We start from the raw sequence: 26,567 nt of genomic DNA, 5'->3' as shown, positions 1-26,567 counted from the left end.
GTGCGGACAACGCACAACGGTCGCGACACATTGATATGGCGTGGTTAAGTCGGGCTTAACGCATCAGTTCGTACGGCCCCACTCGTCGATTTTCCTTAACCAACTGACCTTGTCGATTAAGGCGGTGAGTGAATGCCTTTCCGCGTATACGTGCACAGCGGCGAGCAGCGCTGTCAACAGCACACAAATTGGAAGTGGTAACACCCGCGCAGCCAAAATGCCTAACTGCATGCCGAGCAAGTTGGCGCCACTGTCGCCCAACATCAGTTGCCCGTCCAAATCGGCTTTTACTGTTGCCGCGACGATCAACCATAATGGCAAAAACAATGCGACGACCACTTGAAAAGAAGCGGCGGCGAACAATACCGCTGCCGCTACTAAATAGAACTTCGCGGCACGCCCCGGGCGCAAGTCGAGTAAATTCAACCAGTTCGTCGCCAGTGCAATTAACGCGCTGTGCACAACCCATTCTAACGTACTCCTGCTCGTCACCGCCGCCACGGAACCTGCAGCAATTGCCCCGCCGATCGCTTTCCACAATCCCGTCGTCACAACTCGTTCCCGCCACAATTTTTTCCAGTGTCCTTTAAACCCTTTCGCCTCGTGATTACCGCGCCAGTCATCGAGCCATCCGAACAAAGCGATCCACACACTCGCTGCTGTCACTACCCAAAACAGCCGATCGTCGCCCCCGAATGCCATTTTTCCGACGACAAATGGCACTAGCACTAAGTAAATGGCTAGCAGTGCAGCCAACAACACGATCCCGTAACTCGTCGGTACTCTTTCTGTTCGGTAGTTTTCACTGACGAAGCCGCGTCGACGCAAAAAGGTAAGGCTGAGCGGCAGTAAAAGGCGCCCCGCGCTCCACGAGAGGAGTGTGAGTCCGAGCATAAATAACGTTGTCGCACTAACCATTAATTCGTCCTCCACAAGCGGTACAGCGTACGCGAAATGTGCATAAACTGGCGGCCTCGGTGGACGAAGCCGGACCAGTCGCGCCCACTCTCGCGATGTTTAAACGGGACAGGTACTTCGGCGAGGCGAAAGCCGCGGCGCAGCGCCTCGACTGTCAAGTTGACCTCGATTCCGAAGTCGTCCGTCACGAACGGTAACGCGGCTAGTATATCGCGCCGCAGCGCCCGTTGACCCGAAAGAGTCGCACGGACGTGTCGTCCCGTCAAACGCTTAACCCCTTGCCGCGCTAATCCCCTCACTAGTCCGAACCCGCCCCGCTTCTCGGCGGCGGGAAGCGCGGCGATTGCCATGTCACACGCACCGGCTAACACCGGCTGCACTAATGTGCGCGTATGTACGGCTGTGTCCGCTAAATCGGCGTCGATCAACGCGATCACATCGCTTTGCGCTTGCCGCCAACCGACGTCTAGTGCGTACCCTTTGCCACAGTTTTGCGGTAAACGAATGACGCTGTCGGTAAAATTGCGGGCGCGAAGGGCCGTGTCGTCCCTACTGCCGTCGTCGACGACGATCAATTCGTGTACCTCGCTTAGTCCTGTTAGGGCTCGTAACGTTTGCTCGATGCGCTCAGCTTCGTTATACGCCGGTACGACGACTGCGACGCTCATCTCCATCGCCCTGTTCCCCCTGTTCGCTAGATAGTTCGTGTAAAAAATTTAGTAACTTGTACGCGTCGACAACTTCGGACAGTGGTCCTTCAAAAAAATACACGTGCCGACTAGGTCGTTCAGCAGTGAGCGACGTCGCGTGCGCAAACGTCGTCCGATGCACGACGAGGGGCCCCCGGTATAAAACTTGTAAATGTTGTAGGACGTCAGGCGTCATTTGGTCGGCGAAGTCGTCACCCAACACAATGACGCCGTCTGCTTTGACCGGTGTGTAGCTTAGCGAGTCGCGCACTTGCACCCGTCCGCCCGCCCAACGAATCATTCGTTCTAAACGTGCCGCGCGCGTGGGATTGGCTGAAAATACGACAAAAAAGCGGTCCTGCAACTTGCGGGCGAGCGACAGTTGCAGAATTTGCGCCATGTGTTGTCGTTCACGAGCATAAAGCGTGTGCGCTGCTTTTTTTTCTTTAACTAATTGCCGATTGCGTGTCACTTGCTCCTCGTAACGGCGTTCCAGTTGCGCCATTAACGACTGTTTTTGCTCCGACAACCACTTCTGCCCGAGCGAACCGCCTAATAAAATGCCGACGCCGAGCGATAAAAAAATGGCCATAACCGTAAAAAGATGATAACGGGTGGAAATCACGATAAACCTCCTTACGAGAACATCAGGCGCACATTCAACCACAACAAGCGGAGCAGCGAACGGAATTCCGGATTAATCCCAAACAAGGAGAGCAGCGGCAATACCGAACTGAGCACTAACCAAGTAAGTTCCTTGCCGCGATAGCGGCCCGTGTACAACAAGCTGACACCTTTGGCATCGACTAATTTCGTGCCAATTTTCATGCGCACGAGCATCGTACTAGCCATCCCTTTTCGCCCTTTTTCCAAAAAATCGACCATGTGCGTATGCGTCCCTAAAGCGACGATCAATTTCGCTTGCTGTTCGAACGCGACTAACATCGCCACGTCCTCACTCGTCCCAGGTGCTGGCAATACGCGGGCGCGCGCTGCCAACCCGAGCGCGGCGAGGCGCTTTAATCCCGGCGCTTCCCCGTTCGGATACGCGTGCACGATTAACTCAGCTCCCGAACGAAGCGCTTCGTCAGACACAGAATCCATGTCGCCGACAATGAGGTCGGGGGTGTAATTGTTTTGTAGCAGTGCATCTGCACCGCCATCGACCCCGACTAACACCGGACGGTAGTCGCGAATGTATGTGCGAATGGCGTATAAATCGGCTGTGTAATTCGCCCCGCGCACGACGACGACGACGTGCCGCCCTTTAATTTTTGTCGCCAGTGGCGGAAGTTGTAGCGGCTGCGTTACAAAGTGCTTTTCCCGCGCGGCAAACGCCAGCGTATTATCGATAAACTGATCGAGGGCCGGCTCCAAATTTGCGCGAGCTAGCTTTTTTAAACGCGCGAGCCGTGTGGGCGTCAGCTGTTTTCCTTCACCGACGGCTATTGCGTTTCCGTCCGTGTCAAAATAGCCGTACGTCGCCCCTTCCACCCAGACAGGCGTACCCGCCGCCAGCTGACTGGCCCACCGACGGTCGATCCCGTCTAATACGGGGATGCCCGCCGCCAACAGCCGTTCCGGCCCCGGTGTCGGATATGTGCCACTCATCGTTTCCGCACAGTTGAGGACAGCCCGAACCTTTCCGGCAATTAAGCCACCCGCAGCGACTTCGTCCAAATCGCGGTGGTCAATGACGGCGATTTCGCCCGAGCGAATGCGCCGAATTAGGTTTTTTGTACTCGTGTCAACAATTGCCGTCCCTTTAAGTACGCGTTCCCGTTTGCCGAGCGGCTGCGCCCATGCGAACACGACAATTCCCCCTCTCACACGGTTTGACAACTAATCTCCCGTACGATTCGAACAGCGTCTAGGACACTTGGAGCTAAAACGGCACTTGGAGCTAACGACACGTTACAGTGACAGCGACCATCGGCCGTCCGCGATTAGTATGTGTATTCTCGTGCCCGTCCATACAGCGGCACAACGCATAGGTGGAAAAATAAACGAATCATTAACTTCGCAACGGCGGGGTGCTAGTGCGGTAAACTAGTTGTGATAAACTTTTTTGCACCACGCGATTTCGCCGCTAACGACAACAGAAATAAAACCAGGAAAAGGATGACAGTCAATGGATTTGAATGACCTTATTACACCGTCTCTTATACTAGGGGGAGGGATTGCGCTCGCGGGTTATTTTATCGGTGCCGGGTTGAGAAATTTCAACAACCCCGACGATTTCATATTTACAGATGAGAATGACGATCATCAGTTAATTAGTGAAAGTGAGGTACACAACTACCTCGGAATAAAGAAGGACGATGCAAAAGCGCTGCTCTATCAATATCCGGACATCCCACACATTAAATTAAACGGGACCATTTACTTTCCGGAGAAGCAACTGAACAAATGGGTGCAAAACATCGAAATATCCAGTTGAAAGTCAAAATCTGTCAAAAAAATTACCCCCATTTACAGGTTTTTTTGACCCGATAAATAAAGGTAATTAGTTGGCTTAGCTTTAAAATATTAGTTGGTTTAGAAGATGTTAGCTGCTTAGTTAGCGACGGTTGAAAAACGATCAAAACCGATGGATACACTTACCGTTAGCCGCTTATCCCACCTTGTGCGCGACGCGCAATTTGTCGGCGATCATGGCGATAAACTCGCTGTTTGTCGGCTTTGCTTTGCTGGCGCTAACCGTATAGCCGAACAAAGCGCTAATCGAATCGACGTTGCCCCGGTTCCAAGCGACTTCGATCGCGTGGCGAATGGCCCGCTCGACGCGACTCGGAGTCGTCTTATACTTATCGGCAATACTAGGATAGAGAACTTTAGTTATTGAACCTAAAATTTCAACATCATTGTAAACCATCGCAATCGCGTCGCGCAAATACATGTACCCTTTAATATGGGCGGGAACGCCGACTTCGTGAATGATACTCGTAATGTTGGAATCCAAGTTGTAATCTTTCTTTGGCATGTCAGGCATTTTTTTGCGGCTAAACGGACTGCTTAGGGTCTGCCGGACGCGCGCGATTAAGGCATCCATATCAAACGGTTTCAAAATGTAATACGATGCGCCGAGTTCAACTGCCCGTTGCGTAATGGTCTCATGACCGAACGCCGTGAGCATGATCACTTTCGGCGCTGGATTTAACGTGAGCGTTTTCATTTTTTCTAGCACCCCCAACCCGTCCAGATGGGGCATAATAATGTCTAATATTAACACGTCAGGCTGCGTCGAGCGTACGAGATCCAATACGTCGTTCCCGTTGTACGCGACACCGACAATTTCCATGTCTTCCTGTTCAGAAATAAACGTACACATTAGTTCTGCAAATTCCTTATTGTCATCAGCTAAAGCGACCTGAATCGTTTGCAAGTAAAAAACCTCCTAGACCCTATTTAAGAAAAAACACAACACCCGCTTTAAATTTTTTGTGTAAGCGTAAGGCTGCTGTGCCTTTCCGAACTTTCTTTATACCACATACTTTCGACATCAGATAGTAATTTCCTGCAACGACGAGCAATTTTTTTGGTAAATATTTTACGATAAAATTCGACAAAAACGTCGATTCAGCAGGCGAGTAATAAGCGGTACCATTGTAGCTCGACGATTTCCTAGTATTCTATATGGAAAAAACCATATATATGGAGAAAACCCCATATATATGGGGTTTTCTCTGTCTACCTACATCTACTGCGCTTAATTTTATTCCTACTTCTTGCAACATCCACTCGATGTACGTCCCGTACCCTGACGTTGGGTCGTTGACGAATACGTGTGTCACTGCGCCGACGAGTTTCCCGTCTTGAATAATCGGACTCCCGCTCATGCCTTGGACGATGCCGCCCGTTTTTTGTAGGAGGCGTTCGTCCGTCACTTTGATGATGAGGCCTTTCGTAGCCGCGTACGGCTGTTTAATGACGTTGACGATTTCGATATTGTATTTTTCCACCTTACGTCCCTCGACGACCGTATATATGTGTGCGGGTCCTGTTTTCACGTCTTCCATTAAACCGATCGGGATGGCTTCGTTTGTGTAGCCATTTTCCGGAAACTGATCCATTTCGCCAAAAATGCCGAAGCGAGTGTTTTTCTTAATGGTCCCGAGAATATCTTTTTCGTTAAAAAAAATGGCACGCTTTTCACCCGGTTTTCCGGAAATGCCTTTTTCAACCGCCGTGACGTTTGATTGTACGATTTGCCCCTTGCCGACGACGATCGGCGATCCTGTATCGAGATCGGAAATAACGTGTCCGAGCGCCCCGTACAAATGCGTATCTGGCGCATAAAACGTAAGCGTCCCGACACCGGAGGTCGCATTTTTTACATACAGGCCGATGCGGTAACTGCGGTTGGCTTTGTCGTACAGCGGGTGAATCGTCACGTCAAACTGCTTCTCGCCGCGGGCGACGCGGGCGACGATACCCTCTTGTTTCTTACCGTGTACTTGAATGAGGCGGTTCATTTGTTCTGGCGATGTAATTGTGGTCCCTTCAATGTTTAAAATGCGATCGCCAATGCGAATGTCCGCTTGTTGCCCGGGCGAGGAGTCGCCCGTTTCACCTTTCACCCGGTGGTGCCCGACGACGAGCATGCCGTCAGACGTCAATTTCACTCCAATTGACTGCCCTCCGGGAATCACTTTAATATTTGGGACGACTTGCACCTTGAACGTTTTGATCGGCAACGCCCCAAACAGTTTTAACCGCACTTCGGTTTGCCCTAATTGCCGGGGAAGAATCTGCAGCGCCCGCGAAGGTTTAACACGTACGCGATCTGCCTGTACGCCGTTAAGTTGTACGACGTTCGGATCGGCAACTGACGCTGTGACTGTGGTGGGCAAACCTATTTGCCACTTTTTTTCAGATCCGTCCAGCATGCGGAAGTGATGGGGTAGCGAAAAAAACTGTCTAAAAGTGGGCGTCGCACTCGCACATACAATTAAGACCACCAAGGCAAGACCGATTAGCTTCTTTATTTGTCTCCGGTCCAAGACACCACACTCCGTTCCGTACCTACCTAAATGCCTTCCCTTGATGACCACGCACCGTATTCATAAGCTACCCTCGAATGAAGCTGTCATACGGCGTAAATGATGGCACAAAAAAACTGCCTTCCGCTAACGGGTAATATGGCAGCTCATGTGGAAAAATATACATCGTGCGACGTGTTTAAACGAACTGTGGATCTTATGTGGTCAACTGTGGATCTTATGTGTCGTGGGCCTTCTCTTGTTTCCGCGCAGCGGCGAGACGCAGCATTTCCGCCGCGTGTTGTTTCGTTTTCCGCGTCACTTCCACACCGCCGAGCATGCGGGCTAGTTCGTCGACGCGCCCCTGTTTCTTAAGCGGCTGTACGCGTGTCACTGTACTGTCTTCTGCAACTTGTTTCTCAATGTAGTAATGCCGGTCAGCCATGCAAGCGACTTGCGGTAAATGTGTCACACACAACACTTGCCGACCCGACGCGACGTGAACCATTTTCTCAGCAATCGCCTGGGCAGCCCGTCCGCTCACACCGGTATCTACTTCGTCAAAAATAAGCGTCTCGACGGCATCGACTTCATTAAATACGGTCTTCAATGCCAACATGACGCGGGCCAATTCACCGCCGGAAGCGATTTTTGCCAGCGGCTTCACCGGTTCACCCGGGTTCGTCGACAGGGCAAACAGTAACTGATCCCACCCATCCACACCAAACGCGCGCGCAGCTTCTTCCTCCGGCGACGTAAAGACAATGCGGAATTGCGTGTTTTTCATCCGCAAATCGCGAAGCTGCCCCTCCACCTCTCGCTCCAACACCGCGGCAGCCTGTTCGCGAATCGCTGTCAGCTGGCGCGCCTTAACCGCCAATTCGCGCCGCAGCGCCTCCAAACGTTCGCCGAGTGCATGTTGGTGCGTTTCCTTGTTTTGTAGTACGCCTAGCTCGCGTTCCGCCTCTTCGCCGTAGGCCACAATTTCCTCAAGCGTAGCGGCGTATTTCCGTTTCAATTGATCAATGAGGGAAAGGCGTAACTCGACTTCGTTTAACTCTTTCGGATCGAATACGTACGCGTCCACTTTGCGCCGCAAAGAAAGGATTGCATCTTCCAGTAAATAAAAGGCATTTTTTATCGGCTCTAACTCGCTTTGCAATGCTGTATCGTACGAAATCGCCGCTTCGATTTGCGTCAGTGCTTCGCCGACGTCGTCCAGTGCGCCACCCTCCCCTTGTAAGCGGAAGTAAGCCTCTTGCAAGTGCGCGGAAAGCCGTTCGGCGTGTGCCAGTTGCTTGTGGCGTTCCGTTAATCGCCCGTCTTCTCCCACTTCGAGTGACGCTGCCGCAATTTCCCGCACTTGGAACTGTAACAAATCGATTCGTTGTGCGGTGAGCCGCTCGTCTTTCGTCAGCGCCTTGAGCTCAGCTTCCACCTGCCGATATTCCCGGTACACGTCGCCGTAAGCGCGCTTCGCCGGCTCGATCGCCTCCCCGGCAAACGCGTCCAGCCAGTGCAAATGATCTTCCTCGCTCAAAAGCGATTGTTGGTCGTGCTGTCCGTGGATATCGACGATTTTTTCCGCAATTTGTTTTAGCATCGCCAAGGTGACGATTTGTCCGTTGACGCGGCACGTGCTTTTTCCAGAGCGGGAAATGTCTCGCTTGAGCAGAAGCGTCTGTTCCCCGTCGACATCGAAGCCAAAGTGGCGCAGTTTATCCCATACGGGATGCGCCTTATCAAAGTCGAACAGTGCGGTTATTTCTGCCTTTTTCGCTCGGTGGCGCACGAAGTCGGCGGAGCCCCTCGCCCCGAGCACGAGTCCGATGGCGTCGACGACGATCGACTTCCCTGCGCCGGTCTCCCCGGTAAGGACGTGTAGTCCTTCGGCAAACGAGACGTCGACCGCTTCGACGACGGCCAAGTTGCGTATCGATAACTCCCGGATCACCCGCCCTCACCTCCGTCCTACAACATACTTAAGAAACGTTCGACGACTTTAGAGCCTTGTTCGTTTTCCCGGCAAATGATTAGAATTGTATCGTCGCCAGCAATCGTCCCAATAATTTCTTCCCAGTCTAAATGGTCTAACAGCGCCGCCACCGCCTGCGCGTTGCCCGGCATTGTCTTCATGACGACTAAATTGTTGCTGTTGTCAATCCCGATAAAACTTTCAGCGAGGAGCCTCCCTAATTTTTGTAACGGATCAAACCGCCGATCGGCTGGCAGCGAATATTTGTACCGTCCGTCTGCCATTGGCACTTTTACGAGGTGTAGCTCCTTGATGTCGCGCGAGACAGTCGCCTGCGTCACGTTGTAACCGGCAGCGCGCAACAGCTCGACGAGCTCGTCTTGCGTCTCGATTTCATTTTTCGTAATTAAATCGCGAATTTTTATATGTCGTCGCCCTTTCATCTTTTACCTCCAGTTAGGCACGTCTTCCCTTTCCCCTTGCAGTTTTTTGCGTACAACTTCAAAAAAAGAACTTTCTTTCCATTTCACGAGCAATGTATTGTACGGCGCACGCTGCAATTGAATGACGTCGTCGACTTTTAATTTAAAGCCGAGCTGCCCGTCGATCGTTAACCCGATGTCTTCGTGGGTTGCACTGACGCGAATATGTAACTTATCTTTGGCCGACAAAATGATCGAACGGGCATTCAACGTGTGCGGGCAAATCGGGGTAAGTAACAACACGTTGACGTTCGGACTGACGATCGGTCCGCCAGCAGCAAGCGAGTACGCAGTCGAACCCGTCGGGCTAGAGACGATGACCCCGTCGCCAGAGTACGTCCCTAAATACATGTCGTCGACGTAAATCGTACTCGTAATCATGCGACTAAACGACCCTTTGGCAATACCGACATCGTTTAAAGCAACGCCTTGTTCAAGCCGGCGCCCACCGCGGATCACTTCCGTTTCGATCATCATTCGCTCTTCGATAATGTAATCGCCGTCCAGCACCTTTTCAACGGCATTCTCTAAACTATCCGGCTCTGCTTCGGACAGAAAGCCCAAGTATCCTAAATTTATGCCAAGTATCGGGACATTTCTGCTTGCAAAGCGACGCGCAATCCCAAGCAGTGTACCGTCCCCTCCGAGGACAAACACCATCTTCACGCGCTCCGCCATTTGCGCCAGTGTCACGCCGAGATCCGTCCGCCCCAACTCTACCGCGACTTTATCTTCAATGAGCACCTTCGCGTCTCGCTGTTCTAATAACTGAATGAGTTCGCGCGCCACGACGCGCGCATTCGGTTTACTGCGGTTCACTGCCAAACCAATCGTCGTCAAAATCATCCCACCTCGCGATTGTACACGACGCGCGTCGTAGACGACACTCACGTCTGTACAGTGTCAGTATAGCCAAAAAAAAGTAACCCCTGCCCCGAGCAAAAAGGCGCCAACAACCCAAGAAAGGCGGGAAGCTGCCGTCCGACGCGGTCCCCGCGCGATAGTTACGCAGTGCGCCTTCGTCCGATCTTTGCTGACGATGACGACGCCATCTGCTTGAAACGCTAAGCAGATCGGCAAGTAACGTTCGCGCACGCGCTTTAAACTGACTGCCTCTCCGTCTTCTCGCTCTGTTTTTACAGCGTACGTACGATTCCTCTTTTTTACGATATAGTCCGCCGTCATTTTTACAGTCGACTCTTTATTTCCATACGCCATCCGCAGCGGGAATGCCGTACGGCCCGCTACGATGTCATAACCTTCACTCTGTAACAATTGTACCACTTTCCCCGAGGTGGGGACATCAGCTGCCGGTTCTTGGCGCCGTTGTTTCCAAAAACGCCACAAAAAAATAGCGCCTAACAGCCCGATGATCAGAAAGACGAATTCGTCGCCATTTCGCAGCATGCCAATCACCTCAACTGAGGTAATTCGCGGTACAACGTGCGATTTCCTGCTTCAATAACCGTTTCCTCATTTTATATATGTACAAAACTGTCCCTTAATGTAGCACCATTGTAACACACAATGCAGCCGAAGGGAACCTACGTTCCTACTATGGTTATTTGCGCGCCTATGGCCATTTGCGCGTCGCATTCACACGGAGGCCGCGCGAACGTGAGCGCGCGCCATATTGCCAACATTCCTCACATAAAAAAAGAAGCTACCAGTCTATACGGTAGTGACGGGAAGCTTCTTTTTTGTCATTTTCTCATCACATTTGTCCTGCATCCCACATTACATGGCCTCGATCCGCGCAATGCGCTCTGCAGTCGGTGGGTGGGTCGCCATCCAGCTTCTCGCGCGGCGCCGTCGCTGCCGCCGGTACGGATTAGAAATGTACAACGCGGCCGTCGCATCTTTGGCGCGTTTGACGTCGAGCGGGCTTTCACTAATTTTGATGAGTGCGTTTTTTAGCCCGTTCGGGTTTCGCGTCAATTCGACCGCCGTCGCATCGGCGTAATACTCGCGGTTGCGCGAAACGGCTAAGTGGACGAAACGCGCCGCAAGCGGGGCTAACACGATAAAGAGAATGGCAATGATCGCGATTGCGGGGTGTGACTTCTCGTCGCGTCCCCGCCTGCTGCTCCCGCGGTAGTACAACGTCCGCGACGCAAAATCGCCGATGAGAGCCACGACTCCGACTAGGGCAATGCAAATCGTCATGAGGCGGATGTCGTAATTGCGGATGTGTGCGATTTCATGCGCGGCAACTCCTTCGAGTTCATCGCGATTCAACTGCTCTAACAATCCCGTCGTAAATGCCACGGCACCGTTTTCCGGCTTTATGCCAGTGGCAAACGCGTTCGGGGCCGGATCGTCGATCACGTATATTTTCGGCATCGGGATGCGGGCGGGGATGCAAAGGTTTTCCACGATGTTAAACAACATCGGGTGATCCTCGCGCGCAATCTCCCGCGCCCCCGCCATTTGCAGCACTTGACTCGTCGCCGTCATGAACGTGAGCGGTAAGTATACTGCGAGAATGGCGCCTGCAATACCGATTCCAGAAAAGTGGTCCCCGTTTAGCACATAGCCGACGGCCCACCCGAGCGCCAAGACGAGAAGAGAAAACAATACCATTAAGACAGCTGTTTTTCGTTTATTCTGCTCAATTTGCTTAAAAAGCATGTTTAACTCTCCCAATTTTTTTGTTGCGTGTGAGGGCGTACTGACACGCCGGTGCGTGATATCTTTTTATTGTCTACGCACGCTCCTGCGCGGATTAGAACGTTACTTTCGGTGCTTCGCGATGCGCGTCTGGAATTTGCAGTTGTTCCTCTGCTCTAAAATTAAACATGCCGGCAATGAGGTTGGAAGGGAAAGATTCCCGCTTTATGTTGTAATCGGCGACCGTTTTGTTGTAGAGCTGGCGCGCATAGGCAACTTTATCTTCTGTTGCGCGTAAATCTTCTTGCAAGCGAAGGAAATTCGTGTTTGCTTTTAATTCTGGATACGATTCAGACAAGGCGAAAATCGATTTTAGCGCGCCTTGCAGTTGATGGTCGGCGTCGATCCGCTCCTGCGGACTTCCTTGCACTAACTGGTTACGTGCTTGAATCACTTTTTCCAATGTGTCTTGCTCGTGTTTGGCATAGGCTTTTACCGTATTGACCAAGTTCGGAATGAGATCGTGTCTCAGTTGCAGTTGCACGTCAATTTGGCTCCACGACTCTTTCACCCAGTTGCGGTACTTGATTAATCCGTTGTATGTAGCAATAAAATAAACGACCGTCACAATAATCAGTGCGAGAAACACGAATATTGCGATTAAGGCGGTAGTCATACTATCTCTTCCTTTCTTACGTCTCTATGACGAACTATTTCACAACATTTGCTGATTCAACTTCTAAAAAGCGACACCTCCTGTCCGTTTGATGCTTATTTTGTTATACGTGCGAACGGGAGAAGAGTTTCAAGTGAATGACAAAAAAGGTAAGACACTTGTTTTTTTATAACGATTTTAGCACATTGTAACTCTCTCATTCAATAACAGACACGGATCACACACGGTTCAACATATCAAGTAATTGCCGACGTTAACGGCGAATTTCCTCGAATACGTTGCGAATAGCCACCAACTTTTCGCCTTGCACACGTTTACGGTTGTCGTTGTCGATTCTTACAGCTGAACCGAAATGTACTTCAGTTACGCCTGTCGCCAACACGAACTCGTGCAATGACTCAATCGTTAAACCGTGACCCGCCAAAATAGAGAGATGCGTATCTTTAGTAAAACGAACGAGTTCTTTAATTTGTGGCTGTGAATGGATCGCTTTTTCTTTTCCGCCGGAAGTTAACACCCGCGTGATTTGTGGGAATGCCAATAAGACGTTTAACGCCTCTCGTTGATCCGGGACATTGTCAAATGCCCGGTGAAAGGTCACATCTAAGCCGCCTGCTGCAGTCAGTAAACGTTGCAACGCGCCGCGATCGATATTATCGTCTACCGTCAACGCCCCGATGACGATACCATTCGCTCCAATCTGCTGGATCGCGTGAATATCCTTTAACATCGTCTGTAGATCGTCTTCGTTGTAATAAAACGATTGACTGTGCGGCCGAACCATGACGTTCACCGGAATATCGACACTTTGAACGACTTGCTCTATTAAACCGTAACTCGGGGTCAACCCACCTTCTTGTATGCCCGTGACTAACTCGAGGCGATCTGCGCCGTACCGGGCGGCAATCTTCGCATCTGTCAACGTTGTAGCTATAACTTCTACTTTCACAAGATCCACTCCTTACGCGTTATGCGCGTACTAAGTATGTATTAAGCAACATGCGCCCCAGCCCCTCAAGCCTCTCATTCTCTCTCGTCTTTAACCCGAATCATAGGGTAAACACGGCCTTGTATTCGCCAACGATACGGCCGTTGTCGTTACGGATGTCACGTGGCAGTAATTCGTGTAGCCGGTCGATCGTCTCTCGATTGCTATAGCCGATTTGTTCCAACATCGTGGCGAGGATCAGTGGCCATACTGTCTCCGAGCCATCCAGCACCTTTAGGGCAAAACTGAGCCGTTCTCTCTTCAATCCGAAGCAGTATACACCTTGAGCGCCGCCTTTCGCGACGATGTTGTCGTCAAGTAAGAGGGCTGTACATGTAAACCCCCAACTCGCGATCATCTCAGGATGATCGTTCATGAGTGAAACGATCCGTTGCACTGCCGAACGCATCGCCTCGTCGGCTATTAAGTCCGGACAGGCCATTTTCATATAGGCAAGCGCTAAATGCTTGAGCGGCAGGGCAAAAACTGGTACGCCACATCCGTCAATCCCTTGTTTAATCGACTGTTGCGGGAAGTCAGCCATTGCTGCGAGTACCTGCAATATTTTTTTCTGTACGGGATGTTCCTGTTCCCAGTAGCCGTCGACGCTGTACCCTAACAGTTTACACAAGCCGATCATGCCTAAATGTTTACCCGAACAGTTGTGATACATCCGCCGTTTAGGTAAGTGATTGTAAATACACGCTGCTTTCGGTTCGTCGTTTAGCGGGTATGTCGGCAAACAGTGCAGCTCCGCTTCGTCAATGCCCATTTTTTGCGCCATCCGATCGAGCGCTTCGATATGATACGTTTCACCTCTGTGCGAGGCGGCAAACAGCGCCGCTTCGCGAGCGGACAAAGCAAATTTTTTGTCTACACCGTGCGTGATTGCAGGAATCGCCTGTAACGGTTTCGCAGCGGAGCGCAGAAACGTCAAATGATTTTCATCCCCGACAGAATAAATGACTTCACCGCGATCGGACACACCGCAAATGACACCGTGGTGCACATTCTCCAAAGTACCGCCCCGATACGCCTCAACTAACGGTTTGTAATCCATCACAATTTCTCCCTTCCCTAATTAAAGACATGCTAAGACACGCTGAGACACGCGCTCACGTTCGTCTTATCCCTCGCCGGCATTCCGATTAGACACGCCGAGACACACCAACAGCCCCCTCCTCGCGGTGGGAGCTGTTCATAAATTAGTGCGATAATTCGCGGTGCGCACGGGAGACCGTTTCCTCGACGCGGTGCGCGATGTCGTCTACAGACAGTAACGCTCGCGCTACTTTGCGCCATGCGACTAAAAACTCGATGTTCCCTTCGCTGCCGGTAATTGGGGAAAACGCCACGTCGCTCATGCGGAAGCCGTGCGTCTCCGCCATGTGCACGGTGCGCGCTAACACTTCCCGATGCACCGCGGGATCGCGCACGATCCCTTTTTTGCCGACGCTTTCTCGCCCGGCCTCAAACTGCGGTTTAACTAACGAGAGAATCGTCCCGCCTTCCGGCAAAATCTCACCCAATTTCGGTAAAATTTTATCTAAAGATATAAAAGAGACGTCGATGAGGGCGACGTCGGGCCGGGGATCGGAAAAACAGTCGGGGTCGACATGGCGAAAGTTCGTTCGCTCCATCACTGTGACACGTTCATCTTGCCGCAGCTTCCAGTCGAGTTGACCGTAGCCGACGTCGACCGCGTACACGTGGGTGGCGCCGTGCTGCAGGGCACAGTCGGTAAAGCCGCCAGTCGACGCGCCGACGTCGATGACGACGCGTCCCGTCATGTCGTACGCAAAGGCGCGCAACGCCTCTTCCAATTTAAGCCCGCCACGACTGACGTACGGATGAGGCGCTCCCGTCACTTGCACATCGGCATGTACGGGCACTTTCGTCCCCGCCTTGTCGACGAGTTCCCCGCCTACGCGGACGAGACCTGCCATGAGCGCCGCTTTCGCTTTTTCCCGCGTCGCAAACAAACCTTTTTCTACGAGTAACGTGTCGATGCGCTGCTTATTTTGCTGCAATTCGCGCTCGCCGCCCTCGTTTTAAAGCTATCGTGCGCGCCCGCGCAGCAATGTTTTCTGGCGTGAGACCGACTTCGCGATACAAGTCGGACACGCTGCCGTGTTCGACGAAATAGTCCGGTGTCCCAATCACCTCTACCGCAAGGTGGCGAATGTGGCGCTCGGCGAGAAACTCTAAGACGGCACTGCCGAATCCGCCTTGTCGCACCCCTTCTTCGATCGTCACGATCGGCATGTTGTCGCGCGCTTGCTTCAGTATCATTTGCTCGTCGAGCGGCTTGACGAAGCGGGCGTTAATGACGCGTGCACTAATTCCTTCGCGCTGAAGCAGTTCCGCAGCTTCGACAGCGAGCGGGACCATCGTGCCGAGGGCGACTAACGCGACATCGCGCCCTTCGCGCAACACTTCTGACTGTCCAACCGGAATCGCCTGTAGCGTCTCGTCGAGCGGTATGCCTAGCCCTTCGCCGCGCGGATAACGTACGGCGGTCGGTCCATCCGCTTCGATCGCGGTGTAAATCATGTGCCGGAATTCATTTTCGTCTTTCGGAGCCATAATCGTAATGTTTGGCAGACAGCGCAAAAAGGCGATGTCGTACACCCCTTGGTGCGTTTCGCCGTCAGCACCGACGAACCCCGCCCGGTCAATCGCGAAAAACACGTTTAAGTTTTGACGCACGATATCGTGAATAACTTGGTCGTAGCCGCGTTGCAAAAAAGTCGAGTAGATGGCGACGACCGGTTTCAGCCCTTGCGTGGCAATGCCGCCGGCCATCGTCACCGCATGCTGTTCGGCAATGCCGACGTCGAAGCAACGGTCCGGAAAGCGCTTCGCAAACTTCGTCAGTCCGCTGCCGCCGAGCATCGCCGGGGTAAGCGCCACGATGCGTTCGTCTTTTGCCGCCAGTTCCATCAGTGTATCGGTGAACACGTTTTTGTAGTTAGGGCCTTTCGGAGTGCTTTTAAGTGCACCCGATTCAACTTTAATGGCGCCGATGCCATGCATGTTGTCTGTCGCTTCTTCGGCAGGTTTATACCCTTTGCCTTTTTTTGTTACGACGTGCACGAGTACCGGCCCTTTCGTATCGGCACCCTGCTTTAACGTTTTTATGACGTCTTTCACGTTGTGCCCGTCGATCGGCCCTAAATACGTAAATCCTAACTCTTCAAAAATAACGCCAGAGACGAGCATATACTTGATACTGTCTTTAAGGCGCTCCATCGTTTTCGCCACTCGTCCGCCAATCGCTGGAATGCGTTTGAGCAACGTTTCGACTTCTTCTTTTACTTTTTTGTAATGCTTGTCGGTGCGCAGTTTCCCTAAATAGTGGTGCATCGCGCCGACGTTTTGCTCAATAGACATTTCGTTGTCGTTGAGGACGATCATGACGTCTTTCTGTTCGTGACCGATGTTGTTGAGCGCTTCGAACGCCATGCCACCAGTCATCGCACCGTCGCCGATGACTGCGACGATGTTGTAATCGTCACCTTTCAGGTCGCGGGCTACCGCCATCCCCATCGCTGCAGACAAGGACGTACTACTGTGCCCCGTTTCCCATACGTCGTGCTCACTTTCCGATCGTTTCGGAAAGCCGCAAAGCCCTTTATACTGACGCAGCGTATCGAACTGGTCGGCGCGTCCGGTCAGTATTTTATGAACGTAAGCTTGGTGACCGACGTCCCAAATAAACTTGTCGCGGGGACTGTCAAATACGTAGTGCATCGCAAGTGTCAGTTCAACTACACCGAGATTGGCCCCCAAATGTCCACCGGTAAATTTGAGCTGTTCAACGATAAACTCGCGGATTTCGGTGGCTACCTGTGGTAACTCCTCGGGGGACAGCTGTTTTAACTTGTCGGGTGAGTCGATTTGATTAGTGAACACTCTTTAACTTCCCGCTTTCTGTTTCTTTTTTTTGCGCTTTTGCGCACGAATGTCAAACAGTTTAATGTTAAACTGCACGTCTAAAAGGTGAAAGATTTTGGCCACGCGGAAGACGATTTCATTCGCATAGCGGATCGCAAACGTTTTTCCGAGCGCTTTGCCACCGACGGTCACCGCGGCGACGATCGCCGTTAAAAGTGTATTAATGAGAACTTGTACGGTACTTGTCGGATGTTGGAGCGAGCTTACCATTTGTGTGACAACGGCAAGCGCCACGGCACCGCTAATGATCCCGCTGACGTCGCCGACGACGTCGTTACAAAAGTTGGCAACTTGGTCCGCCTTGCGGATGATCCCGATCGCTTGCTTAGCGCCCGGCACTTTCTGCGCGGCCATCGAGTGAAACGGTTTCTCCTCCGCCGCAGTCGCCGCAATGCCGATGACGTCGAAGACGATGCCAAAGGAGACAATGACGAACAACAGTAACAAAGCGATTCCCCATGGGAGCCCGTTTAAAAAAACGCTTGACGTTACCGAGAAAATAGCGGCCAATACAAACGTCACAGCTGTGACGATGACCGTCCAACGAAACGATCCGCGAAATAGTTGGATCATTAAATAGGCCTCCGTCGTCTGTGCAAAACGTGTACAATGGTTATATTCTGTGGCCTGTAAGGCCATAATATACAACAGTCCCTTAGACGGTTCGGTACAAGAGCCGAGATTAAGTACATTTGGGGAGTGGTAATTGCGCAAGTAAAAATTACGGCTTAGGTCCAGTAGGTTTTCCCAGCAATGCACCCAGGCGTCGCCGTCCTGGACGGTTTCCCTTTAAGCATTACTCGACGGGGTTTCCCCGCGTCGGACTGGATTGCCACTTAGTCCGCACTATAATCCTCGCACAATCCTGCTAAAGCAGACAGCCTAGGAGTTTTCCTCAACAGTCTAACAAACCTTCTAGCCTCTTTTGCAGGGCGGATTTCATATCTCGATCAACGAGTCGCTTCTTGGCCGAGAAGTCATCGTTTTTAATAAGATAATCCCCTCCGCGCCCACTCAAGGCAGGCTACGCTACACACAAGTTTTAATCCCCGCATGCAGGTTCATTCCCAAGTCGTCGCCTTCGGCGCGGTGGCCTCGCGCGACAAACATGAGTCTCCACGGAAGAAGGGTCGTCGCCCACATGCCCTTGTGGATCGCCCTTCAACCTTAACTCCCAGCATCAGCCCAAAGCTGGGCGCCTCAAGCCAACACCAGGAACTTCATCGATGTGCCCTTAACGGATTTTTAGCCCCGTCTTCGACAGGGTTAGACTGACTAGGATAATGCACCACTCCACCATCGCATTAGGGCAATTATAACACAAGTTAAATCGCCCTTTCAATCGGGGATAGCTGGAATAATGACACAAAATTAACACAGCTCCATTTAGTAGTTACGCGTAATTAGTAGTTACGTGTAATGACGTAGTCGGCGAGGTCGCAAAGGCGGTCAGCGGCAATCCCCGACACGTTACGAATCCCTTCTTTCGCTTCGGAGACGAGTGCCAACACTTTTTGCCGCGATTGTTCCAAACCGAGCAAGGCAGGGAACGTCGCTTTTTCTCGCGCAGCGTCACTGCCGACCGGTTTGCCGATCACTTGTTGGTCGCCGACGACGTCGAGAATGTCGTCTTGAATTTGAAACGCGAGCCCGACATTTTCCGCGTAACGACTGAGCGCAGCCAGCTGCACCTCGCTCGCGGCTGCCAAAATCGCACCCGCACGCACTGACAGCTTAAGGAGCGCCCCTGTTTTGCGCCGGTGGATGTGGACGAGTTCGTCTAACACAAGTTGTCGCTTCTCGCCGAGTAAGTCGTCGACTTGCCCGCCGACCATCCCCTCTGCTCCCGCAGCACGCGCTGCTTCGTCAATCAGATACAATAGATCTTCCGCCGTTACTTTAGACGTGTGCACACTTTTACTCATAAGGCCGAACGCTTTTGTCAGCAACGCATCCCCGGCCAAAATTGCCGTCGCTTCGCCGTACACGCGGTGGTTTGTCGGTTTGCCGCGCCGCATGTCGTCGTCGTCCATGGCCGGCAAATCGTCGTGGATCAGCGAATAGGTATGAATCATTTCGATGGCACAAGCAAACGGAAGGACGTCCGTCGGCGCCGCACCTAACGCCTCCGCTGTAGCGATGGTGAGAATCGCGCGCAGCCGTTTCCCTCCCCCTAAGAGGGAATATGTCATCGCCTCTTGTAAAATCGTCGGCACGTCCCGCTGCGATGCGATTTCTTGTTGTAACGCCCGCTCGACGAGCGTGCGCTGCTCTTGTAAAAATAAACGAAGATCATTATTCAATGACGGCTAGTCCTCCTCAGGAGCAAGTGGTTTCTTCACCCATTCCCCATTCTCTTCGATTAACATTTCGATGCGGCTCTCGACGCTGTCTAGTTTTTCACTACACTGCTTGGACAACGTCATTCCTTCCTGAAACAGTTCGATCGCTTGCTCCAGCGGCACTTCGCCGTCCTCCAATTGGTGCACGACTGTTTCTAACCGCTCAATCGCTTCTTCAAACGTTAACTGCTCAATTTTTTCCCGTGTGTTTTCCGTCATGCGCGATCTCCTCCATTCCCCACACTTGACAATCTAATTTTCCGTCGGCGACGTGGACGTGTACAATATCACCTAGCTGTACGTCGTTCAGTTGCTTGACGATGTGGCCATCGCTTTCCCGATACGCGATCGAATAGCCGCGCTGCATCACCTTCAGCGGACTGAGCGCGTCTAACTGTGCGAGCTTCGCTTCGAAGAAGATCCGCTTTTGCCGCGCAATGTCCGCAACTCGCTGCTGTAAGCGATTTTGTAGGCGGACGTACTCTTTTTGCAGCACGCGCTGCCGCGCGTAAAGGCGCGTCACTTGCAGGCGGTCTCGCCAGCGCGCGAGTTCGGCTCGCCGCTGCTGTACGCCTGTCGCCGCTACCCGTAGCAGTGCAGTATGTAAGTGGTCGACTCGCTGTTCGTATTCTCGCAAACTCGTCAGCGGCCGCTTGAGAACCGGCGACTGCTGATAGCGCATCAGTCGCTCGCGCGCCTCGCTAAGGCGCCGTTCCACAGTGACGTGCAGCTGCCCTGTCGCGCGGTTGACGCGTTCCTTAAGTTCCCGCGCTGACGGGACGGCTAGTTCTGCCGCAGCGGTAGGCGTCGCCGCGCGCACGTCCGCCACAAAGTCGGCAATCGTCACGTCCGTTTCATGGCCGACAGCGGAAATGACGGGGATGTGCGATTCGTAAATGCTGCGGGCGACAATTTCTTCGTTAAACGCCCACAACTCTTCGAGCGAGCCACCGCCGCGCCCGACGATGAGCACGTCGATTTCCTCGCCGTAGTCTGCGTTCGCACGAGCGATCGCCTGCACGATCGACTGCGGTGCATACTCCCCTTGCACGACGGCCGGAAACAGCAAAATGTTCGTATGCGGCGAGCGGCGGCGCGTCGTCGTGACGATGTCGCGCACGACCGCCCCAGTGGCAGACGTGACGACACCGATCGTCCGCGGGTGCAGCGGGAGTGCCCGCTTTCGCTCGCTAGCGAATAACCCTTCTTGCGCCAACCGTTCCTTCAATTGCTCAAAGGCGAGGAATAAGCTGCCGACACCGTCCGGTTGCATCTCCTGTACGTACAGCTGCACGTGCCCGCCAATTTCATACATGGAAACGCTACAGCGGACGAGAACGTTGTCCCCATTTTTCGGCCTAAATTTGAGGAAACGGTTTTGTCGCATAAACATGACGGCATTGATGCGGCTGCTTTCGTCCTTTAACGTAAAATACATGTGACCGCGCGCGTGGTGTTTAAAGTTAGAAATTTCGCCGCGTACCCACAGCGACTGTAGCGGCACCTCGCGGTCGAGTGTCTCGCGAATGTAGCGGTTCAAGTTGGCAATCGTCCACACGTTTCGCTCATCGACAGTCACTTGTGTCACACCTCTTCTCCTCTCCGCAAAATGTGAAGTTATTTGCTCAGCGCTGCCACTTATAGCCGCTGCTCCGCACTTTGCACCGTATTGTACAACAACATCGCAATCGTCATCGGACCGACCCCGCCGGGAACAGGTGTCATGTATGCCGCGGTCTCCTTTACATCGTCGTAAGCGACGTCGCCTGTCAGTTTACCGTTCGGTAGGCGGTTCATGCCGACGTCGATGACGACGGCGCCCGGTTTAATAAAGTCGCCGGTGACGAGGTGGGCTCGGCCGACAGCAGCGACGACGACATCCGCCGTGCGCGTCACTTCGGCCAAGTCTTGTGTACGCGAATGACACATTGTCACCGTCGCGTGTTCGCGCTGCATGAGCAAAGCGATCGGCTTGCCGACGATGTTGCTACGCCCAATCACGACGGCGTGTTTGCCGGCAAGGGAAATGTCGTACGCTTTAAACATTTCCATAATGCCGTAAGGGGTACACGGCAGAAAACCTGGTGTGCCGATCACCAAGTTTCCCATGTTGACCGGGTGAAACCCGTCGACGTCCTTCGCCGGATCGATCGCTTGAATAATTTTCCGCTCATCGATGTGTCGCGGGAGGGGTAGCTGCACGAGAATACCGTCGACAGATGCGTCTTCGTTACACGCATGCACGTGGGCGAGCAGCTCTGCTTCACTCGTCGCTGCCGGCAGGCGAACGACGCGGGAGTTGATCCCGACCGCTTGACACGCTTTCTCCTTCCCGCGTACGTACGTCGCCGACGCTGGATCGTCGCCGACGAGAATGACGGTCAATCCGGGCGTTACTCCTCGTTGTACAAGCGCTTCTACCCGGGTGGTTAGTTGTTTCCGTTTTTGGGCGGCAAGCTGTTTGCCGTCAATAATCGTTGCTGTCATCGTTCACTGATACTCCTTCGTTTATGCTTAGCCCAACCTATTGCAGCCACACCGTAGGCGTTGTCGCCGGAGTAGCGCACGTCTGCAAAAGATAACGCGGCCCCGACGGCGCGATGTTCTAAGCGGTGTTTGAGCCGCTGGCGAATGTACACGTTCGCTGCGACGCCGCCGACGAGTAGTACTCGTTTCGGCAATCCGTGGGCAAAGGCGTTCAGCAGCGCCTTTTCCACTGTTTTTGCGATGGCGTTTTCCGCAGCTCGTGCGATGTCTTGCGGTGCTTCATCACTTGCGATCAGCCGCAACAGAGCCGTTTCCGGTCCGGAAAACGAAAATGTCGTGCCGTCCACTGCTGTCGGAACCGAAAGCCTTCCGCTACAATTGCGGGCCAACTTTTCTAAGGCGCCTCCCGCGGGAAAGGGCAACCCGAGAGCCACCCCGACCCGGTCAACGAGTTGTCCAGCGTATGAATCGGTCGATCCGCCGACTTTCTCAATCGCATAACCGTCGCCTGTTCGCTCCACGTACAGCATGTCCGACGTGCCCCCAGACAAGTGCAGCGCGGTGAAAGACTGTATACGGTCCAGCGGGCGGTCGGCCGTTCCGAGCGCCGCGGCAATATGCCCCTCCTGGTGCGTCGTCTCAAAAAACGGCACGCGCTGTAGGTGGGCAAGCGACTGCCCCCAGTTCCGCCCGACAGTAAAGACAGGCATGTACGACTTTTCGGAAGGGCGCGGCGCCGTACTCGCACAAACGCCGACGAGTGCTCCTTCAACTGGCAAGTCGATGCTACACCAAAGCTCGCCGAGTTGCTGCACGTGGTGAAACACCCCTTCACCTTGTCGCAAGCCGCGTGCACCGCGCGGGACGGGAAGCCACTTCCGCCGCTCGGCGACGATGTCGCCTGCTGCATCTAACAAACAGAGTGACGTACAGTAGTTGCTCGTATCGATCCCTAGTATGTAGCCGTTCATTCGCCTGCCTTCTCACCCGTTTTATTCGTTTGCGTCCGGCGCACGTCACTGAGTACACCGTTTATGTAGCGCGCCGACTTGTCGGTGCTGAACAGTTTTGCCAATTCGACCGCCTCGTTGATCGTCACGGCGGCAGGGATGTCCTCGACGTAACACAGTTCATACACCCCTAAACGCAAGATGGCGCGATCGACTGCGTTCAACCGACCGAGTGACCAGCCTTGTAACGACGCCGAAAGCAGTGCGTCGACCGCGTGCTGCTCGCGCGCGACTCCTTCCAACATTTGCTTGTAAAAACGCCGATCCCGTTCGCCCAGCCCCGCTAACCAATCTTCGGGAATAATGCTCCCCGCTTCATCTTCCGTATGAAATTCATGTTGATATAACGCTTGTATAAGTTTTTCGCGTGCGTCCCGTCGACTCATGCTGTAACCATCCTTTTTTCATTGCAACGTGCAATAAATGTATACAATATTTCTCTCCGTTGTTCTATTATGATGCGGTGACTTCTAAATGCCAAGCGATCGGTTCAGGATCGATCATCGTCCACGCGGCGAGATTTTGACGTAGTCGACGCTCTATTTCTAACGGCTCTGGGGCAAACCGCGAACGTTCAATCGCGAACGCACACGAGACAGCTGTGAGTCGGTCGCTAGTAAACCGCACGCGCACGCGGCGCGGCCGTACGTAGCGCATCTCCTCCAAGCATTGATAAAGCATTTTTTCGATCGTTCCGGCCGTGAGGTGAACCGAACCGACAGTGTGTGCATCGTCCGCATCGCTTGTAGTGTGCGAGTCGAGTGGGACGGTGCACATCTGCCGGCGCTTTTCCGCTGCGCAGTATACGGCTACCGAACCGCCGACCACACCTAAGCCGAGTAAGATTAAGCGAGATTTCCGCGACATTTCGATCGTCTCCTACTAAGTGTTGACGTTACTTCCTAAATGTTAACGTAACATGATGTTAACCTTACTACCTACTTTTACTTCGGTACATCCACGCCAGTGACGAATACGCGCACGTGCTTAACTGGTAAAGAAGTCATCGCTTCAATCGCCTCTTGCACGCTATATTGTAGTTCTCGCGCGACATCGGGAATTGATGTGCCGTAATGGACGATCACTGACACATCGACGGCGACCCCTTCTTCGTTTACGTGGACGCGCACACCTTTGCGCAAATTCTTGCGACCGATCTTTTCCGTAAGGTCACCGACAAAGCTGCCACTCATCGCACGAATCCCTTCGATTTCGACCGCAGCGAGGCTAGCGATCAACTCGACCACTTCCGGCGCAATTTCGATCGTACCGAGCACCGTTTCTTCAGACTGCGTCCATGCATGTTCCATACAATAACCCTCCTAGTCCATTCTTCCCTTCATTCCATCTAAAAATTTCGTCGTCACATCGCCGCACATAAAGCGTTCGTCGTTTAACACATCGATGTGAAACGGAATCGTCGTGTCGATCCCCTCGATGACGAATTCGTCTAAGGCGCGTCTCATGCGGGCAATTGCTTCTTCGCGGTCGTTTCCCCAGACGATCAGTTTCGCAATCATCGAGTCGTAAAAAGGCGTGATCTTAAGGCCCGCATACGCCGAGCTGTCGACGCGGACGCCCGTGCCTCCCGGCGGCAAATAAAAATCGACTGTCCCCGGCGACGGGCGAAAGTCTTTCGCCGGATTTTCCGCATTAATGCGGCACTCGATCGCCCAGCCGTTAATTTGGACATCCTCTTGTTTGTACGACAGCGGTTCGCCGGCTGCGACGCGAATTTGTTCTTTAATCAAATCGATCCCGGTGATCATCTCGGTCACAGGGTGCTCTACTTGGATACGCGTGTTCATTTCCATAAAATAGAACTTCCCGTCTTCGAATAAAAACTCGACCGTTCCCGCACCTTCGTAATTAACTGCCTCTGCTGCGCGTACGGCCGCCTGTCCCATCTGTACGCGCAGCGTTTCGTCGAGTGCGGGAGACGGTGCTTCTTCAATCAATTTTTGCATGCGCCGCTGTACGGAGCAATCGCGCTCCCCGAGATGGATCGCGTGTCCGTGCTGGTCGGCAATGACTTGCACTTCAATGTGACGCGGATTTTGCAAGTACTTTTCCAAATAGACGCCAGCATTTCCAAAGTTAGCTTCTGCTTCCCGTTGCGCCGTGACGAGAGCCTTCGTTAACTCCGCTTCACTGTTAACGATGCGAATCCCTCTGCCGCCGCCGCCGGCAGTCGCTTTCACGAGTACTGGGTAGCCGATCGCCTCTGCGGTCTCGAGCGCCTCTTCTTTACTGCCGACGAGCCCTTCGCTGCCGGGCACGATCGGAACGCCCGCACGCCTCATCGTCTCCCGCGCTGTCGATTTTTCCCCCATCGTTTGAATCGCGTCCGGGCCCGGCCCAATAAACTTGATCCCACACGCTGCGCAAATTTCGGCAAAATCACTGTTTTCTGCCAAGAACCCGTATCCGGGATGAATGGCGTCCGCCTCGGTCAACGTCGCCACACTCATAATGTTGGCGAAATTTAAGTAGCTGTCGCGGGAAAGCGTCGGTCCGATACAATACGCTTCGTCCGCCAACGTGACGTGCAACGCGTCGCGGTCTGCCTCGGAGTAAACAGCGACAGTATAAATTCCTAGCTCGCGACAGGCGCGTATAATGCGTACGGCGATTTCACCGCGGTTTGCAATGAGTATTTTTTCGAACACGGTCGTCCCCCCTCTAGTTCGTCTTCACTAAAAACAACGGTTGCCCGTATTCGACGAGCTGTCCGTTTTCCACGAGAACTTTTACAATTTCCCCGTTCACTTCCGCTTCTATTTCGTTCATTAGTTTCATCGCTTCGACGATACAGACGACCGTCTTCTCGTCGACGTGGTCGCCGATGCGCACGTACGGCTCAGCGTCTGGCGCAGATGCTTGATAAAACGTTCCGACCATCGGGGCGACAATTTTATGTAAATTTTCTTCGTCGAGGACGCCTTCCTCGCGTTGTTCGGCTACCGTATCGGTCGTCGATGTGGACTCTGCGGCTGGCGCCTCTGCCGCGGTCACGGCGGAAGTTGTCTGCGCGGCGAGCGGCTGTGCAGGAGCGATCGACTGCGGCCCGGCAAGCGGCGCTTGCAGTGTGCTGGTCACACCCGGTCACGGCGGAAGTTGTCTGCGCGGCGAGCGGCTGTGCAGGAGCGATCGACTGCGGCCCGGCAAGCGGCGCTTGCAGTGTGCTGGTCACACCCGTTTTCTTCAAACGAAGCCGTGCGCCTTCTTTCTCCAGTTCTAATTCTTCTAGTTGCGACGCTTCTAACAGTTGCACGAGCTCGCGTATATCTTCCAATTTCACTTTGACATCACTCCTAAAAATACCTCTTCTGTATATTAACACTTTTTTGAGGTTAGTCCAAAAAACGCTTTCGCCAAGTTGGCACAATACGCTAACGGTATTGTAACACATCCGGGGAACGAGCGGTAAGAGTGCCGTGCCGATGTCGGC

General features: G+C 53.1%; 28 protein-coding genes. 1 reads left to right on the top strand and 27 read right to left on the bottom strand.

From position 1 onward, the window contains the following. Window positions 1-63 precede the first annotated feature (63 nt). From BN1247_RS05755 to steA, 4 genes are read right to left on the bottom strand one after another with little or no spacing between them, the layout of a single operon-like run. Window positions 64-933: a hypothetical protein gene (locus BN1247_RS05755; protein ID WP_187119732.1), complete on the bottom strand. Its 870-nt coding sequence runs from the start codon at window positions 931-933 to the stop codon at window positions 64-66. Then, window positions 918-1,592 (bottom strand): glycosyltransferase family 2 protein, encoded by a 675-nt coding sequence (locus BN1247_RS05750; RefSeq protein ID WP_082415806.1) that lies wholly within the window; start codon window positions 1,590-1,592, stop codon window positions 918-920. The genes BN1247_RS05755 and BN1247_RS05750 overlap by 16 nt, the downstream gene beginning before the upstream one ends. After that, entirely contained in the window at window positions 1,555-2,232 is a 678-nt protein-coding gene (locus BN1247_RS05745) for a copper transporter (protein ID WP_054949534.1), read from the bottom strand. Before BN1247_RS05745 ends, BN1247_RS05750 begins: the two co-directional genes overlap by 38 nt. An 11-nt stretch (window positions 2,233-2,243) precedes the next feature. Beyond that, window positions 2,244-3,419 carry a putative cytokinetic ring protein SteA gene (gene steA, locus BN1247_RS05740; RefSeq protein ID WP_054949533.1) on the bottom strand — a complete coding sequence of 392 codons (1,176 nt, stop codon included), beginning with the start codon at window positions 3,417-3,419 and terminating at the stop codon, window positions 2,244-2,246. A 319-nt stretch (window positions 3,420-3,738) separates the two neighbouring features. Between steA and BN1247_RS05735 the strand changes: the two genes are divergently transcribed. Further along, window positions 3,739-4,047, top strand: coding sequence for a MerR family transcriptional regulator (locus BN1247_RS05735; RefSeq protein WP_054949532.1), 309 nt, complete (start codon window positions 3,739-3,741; stop codon window positions 4,045-4,047). A 174-nt stretch (window positions 4,048-4,221) separates the two neighbouring features. On the opposite strand, the gene spo0A is transcribed toward BN1247_RS05735, so the two are convergent. The 23 genes from spo0A to accB form a co-directional block, all read right to left on the bottom strand. Continuing rightward, complete coding sequence (gene spo0A, locus BN1247_RS05730) at window positions 4,222-4,992, bottom strand: sporulation transcription factor Spo0A (protein ID WP_054949531.1); 771 nt, start codon at window positions 4,990-4,992, stop codon at window positions 4,222-4,224. Between the two features lie 247 nt (window positions 4,993-5,239). Next, the gene (gene spoIVB / locus BN1247_RS05725) at window positions 5,240-6,610 is read right to left on the bottom strand and encodes a SpoIVB peptidase (RefSeq protein ID WP_054949530.1); all 1,371 of its coding nucleotides are present in this window, start codon (window positions 6,608-6,610) and stop codon (window positions 5,240-5,242) included. A 217-nt stretch (window positions 6,611-6,827) separates the two neighbouring features. Then, window positions 6,828-8,543, bottom strand: a complete 1,716-nt coding sequence (recN, locus tag BN1247_RS05720; protein ID WP_054949529.1) for a DNA repair protein RecN — start codon at window positions 8,541-8,543, stop codon at window positions 6,828-6,830. Window positions 8,544-8,560: 17 nt separating this feature from the next. Beyond that, entirely contained in the window at window positions 8,561-9,007 is a 447-nt protein-coding gene (ahrC, locus tag BN1247_RS05715; protein WP_054949528.1) for a transcriptional regulator AhrC/ArgR, read from the bottom strand. 3 nt (window positions 9,008-9,010) lie between these two features. Then, window positions 9,011-9,886, bottom strand: a complete 876-nt coding sequence (locus BN1247_RS05710) for an NAD(+)/NADH kinase (RefSeq protein ID WP_147675190.1) — start codon at window positions 9,884-9,886, stop codon at window positions 9,011-9,013. A 63-nt stretch (window positions 9,887-9,949) separates the two neighbouring features. Then, a complete protein-coding gene (locus tag BN1247_RS05705; RefSeq protein WP_054949526.1) occupies window positions 9,950-10,453 on the bottom strand; it encodes a hypothetical protein in 504 nt (167 codons plus the stop codon). A gap of 330 nt (window positions 10,454-10,783) precedes the next feature. Beyond that, window positions 10,784-11,677, bottom strand: coding sequence for a zinc metalloprotease HtpX (gene htpX / locus BN1247_RS05700; RefSeq protein WP_054949525.1), 894 nt, complete (start codon window positions 11,675-11,677; stop codon window positions 10,784-10,786). 94 nt (window positions 11,678-11,771) lie between these two features. Then, complete coding sequence (locus BN1247_RS05695; RefSeq protein WP_054949524.1) at window positions 11,772-12,332, bottom strand: LemA family protein; 561 nt, start codon at window positions 12,330-12,332, stop codon at window positions 11,772-11,774. Window positions 12,333-12,585: 253 nt separating this feature from the next. Continuing rightward, window positions 12,586-13,281, bottom strand: coding sequence for a copper homeostasis protein CutC (locus tag BN1247_RS05690; protein WP_054949523.1), 696 nt, complete (start codon window positions 13,279-13,281; stop codon window positions 12,586-12,588). Window positions 13,282-13,381: 100 nt separating this feature from the next. Then, window positions 13,382-14,380: an asparaginase gene (locus BN1247_RS05685; protein ID WP_054949522.1), complete on the bottom strand. Its 999-nt coding sequence runs from the start codon at window positions 14,378-14,380 to the stop codon at window positions 13,382-13,384. Between the two features lie 145 nt (window positions 14,381-14,525). Further along, window positions 14,526-15,350: a TlyA family RNA methyltransferase gene (locus BN1247_RS05680; protein ID WP_054949521.1), complete on the bottom strand. Its 825-nt coding sequence runs from the start codon at window positions 15,348-15,350 to the stop codon at window positions 14,526-14,528. Beyond that, window positions 15,337-17,235 carry a 1-deoxy-D-xylulose-5-phosphate synthase gene (dxs, locus tag BN1247_RS05675; protein ID WP_054949520.1) on the bottom strand — a complete coding sequence of 633 codons (1,899 nt, stop codon included), beginning with the start codon at window positions 17,233-17,235 and terminating at the stop codon, window positions 15,337-15,339. The genes BN1247_RS05680 and dxs overlap by 14 nt, the downstream gene beginning before the upstream one ends. A gap of 3 nt (window positions 17,236-17,238) precedes the next feature. Continuing rightward, window positions 17,239-17,850, bottom strand: a complete 612-nt coding sequence (locus tag BN1247_RS05670) for a hypothetical protein (RefSeq protein ID WP_054949519.1) — start codon at window positions 17,848-17,850, stop codon at window positions 17,239-17,241. A gap of 830 nt (window positions 17,851-18,680) precedes the next feature. Further along, window positions 18,681-19,580, bottom strand: a complete 900-nt coding sequence (locus BN1247_RS05665; RefSeq protein WP_054949518.1) for a polyprenyl synthetase family protein — start codon at window positions 19,578-19,580, stop codon at window positions 18,681-18,683. 6 nt (window positions 19,581-19,586) lie between these two features. Next, window positions 19,587-19,838 carry an exodeoxyribonuclease VII small subunit gene (gene xseB, locus BN1247_RS05660; RefSeq protein ID WP_054949517.1) on the bottom strand — a complete coding sequence of 84 codons (252 nt, stop codon included), beginning with the start codon at window positions 19,836-19,838 and terminating at the stop codon, window positions 19,587-19,589. Beyond that, the gene (xseA, locus tag BN1247_RS05655; RefSeq protein WP_231633159.1) at window positions 19,810-21,207 is read right to left on the bottom strand and encodes an exodeoxyribonuclease VII large subunit; all 1,398 of its coding nucleotides are present in this window, start codon (window positions 21,205-21,207) and stop codon (window positions 19,810-19,812) included. Before xseA ends, xseB begins: the two co-directional genes overlap by 29 nt. Before the next feature lie 50 nt (window positions 21,208-21,257). Then, window positions 21,258-22,106 (bottom strand): bifunctional methylenetetrahydrofolate dehydrogenase/methenyltetrahydrofolate cyclohydrolase FolD, encoded by an 849-nt coding sequence (gene folD, locus BN1247_RS05650; RefSeq protein ID WP_054949516.1) that lies wholly within the window; start codon window positions 22,104-22,106, stop codon window positions 21,258-21,260. Then, complete coding sequence (locus tag BN1247_RS05645; protein ID WP_054949515.1) at window positions 22,103-23,077, bottom strand: Kae1-like domain-containing protein; 975 nt, start codon at window positions 23,075-23,077, stop codon at window positions 22,103-22,105. The genes folD and BN1247_RS05645 overlap by 4 nt, the downstream gene beginning before the upstream one ends. Further along, complete coding sequence (gene nusB, locus BN1247_RS05640; RefSeq protein ID WP_054949514.1) at window positions 23,074-23,502, bottom strand: transcription antitermination factor NusB; 429 nt, start codon at window positions 23,500-23,502, stop codon at window positions 23,074-23,076. Before nusB ends, BN1247_RS05645 begins: the two co-directional genes overlap by 4 nt. A gap of 67 nt (window positions 23,503-23,569) precedes the next feature. Next, window positions 23,570-23,983 (bottom strand): hypothetical protein, encoded by a 414-nt coding sequence (locus BN1247_RS05635; protein WP_054949513.1) that lies wholly within the window; start codon window positions 23,981-23,983, stop codon window positions 23,570-23,572. 77 nt (window positions 23,984-24,060) lie between these two features. Further along, window positions 24,061-24,426 (bottom strand): Asp23/Gls24 family envelope stress response protein, encoded by a 366-nt coding sequence (locus BN1247_RS05630; protein ID WP_054949512.1) that lies wholly within the window; start codon window positions 24,424-24,426, stop codon window positions 24,061-24,063. A gap of 12 nt (window positions 24,427-24,438) precedes the next feature. Beyond that, on the bottom strand, window positions 24,439-25,785 hold the full coding sequence (gene accC / locus BN1247_RS05625) for an acetyl-CoA carboxylase biotin carboxylase subunit (RefSeq protein ID WP_054949511.1): 1,347 nt from the start codon (window positions 25,783-25,785) through the stop codon (window positions 24,439-24,441). Between the two features lie 13 nt (window positions 25,786-25,798). Further along, complete coding sequence (gene accB, locus BN1247_RS17040; protein WP_082415805.1) at window positions 25,799-26,215, bottom strand: acetyl-CoA carboxylase biotin carboxyl carrier protein; 417 nt, start codon at window positions 26,213-26,215, stop codon at window positions 25,799-25,801. Between the last annotated feature and the right edge of the window lie 352 nt (window positions 26,216-26,567).

The sequence above is a fragment of the Numidum massiliense genome (assembly GCF_001375555.1).
Lineage (GTDB): Bacteria > Bacillota > Bacilli > Thermoactinomycetales > Novibacillaceae > Numidum > Numidum massiliense.
Note: the sequence above shows the minus strand (reverse complement) of the source record. Positions and strands in the feature narration are given on the sequence as shown.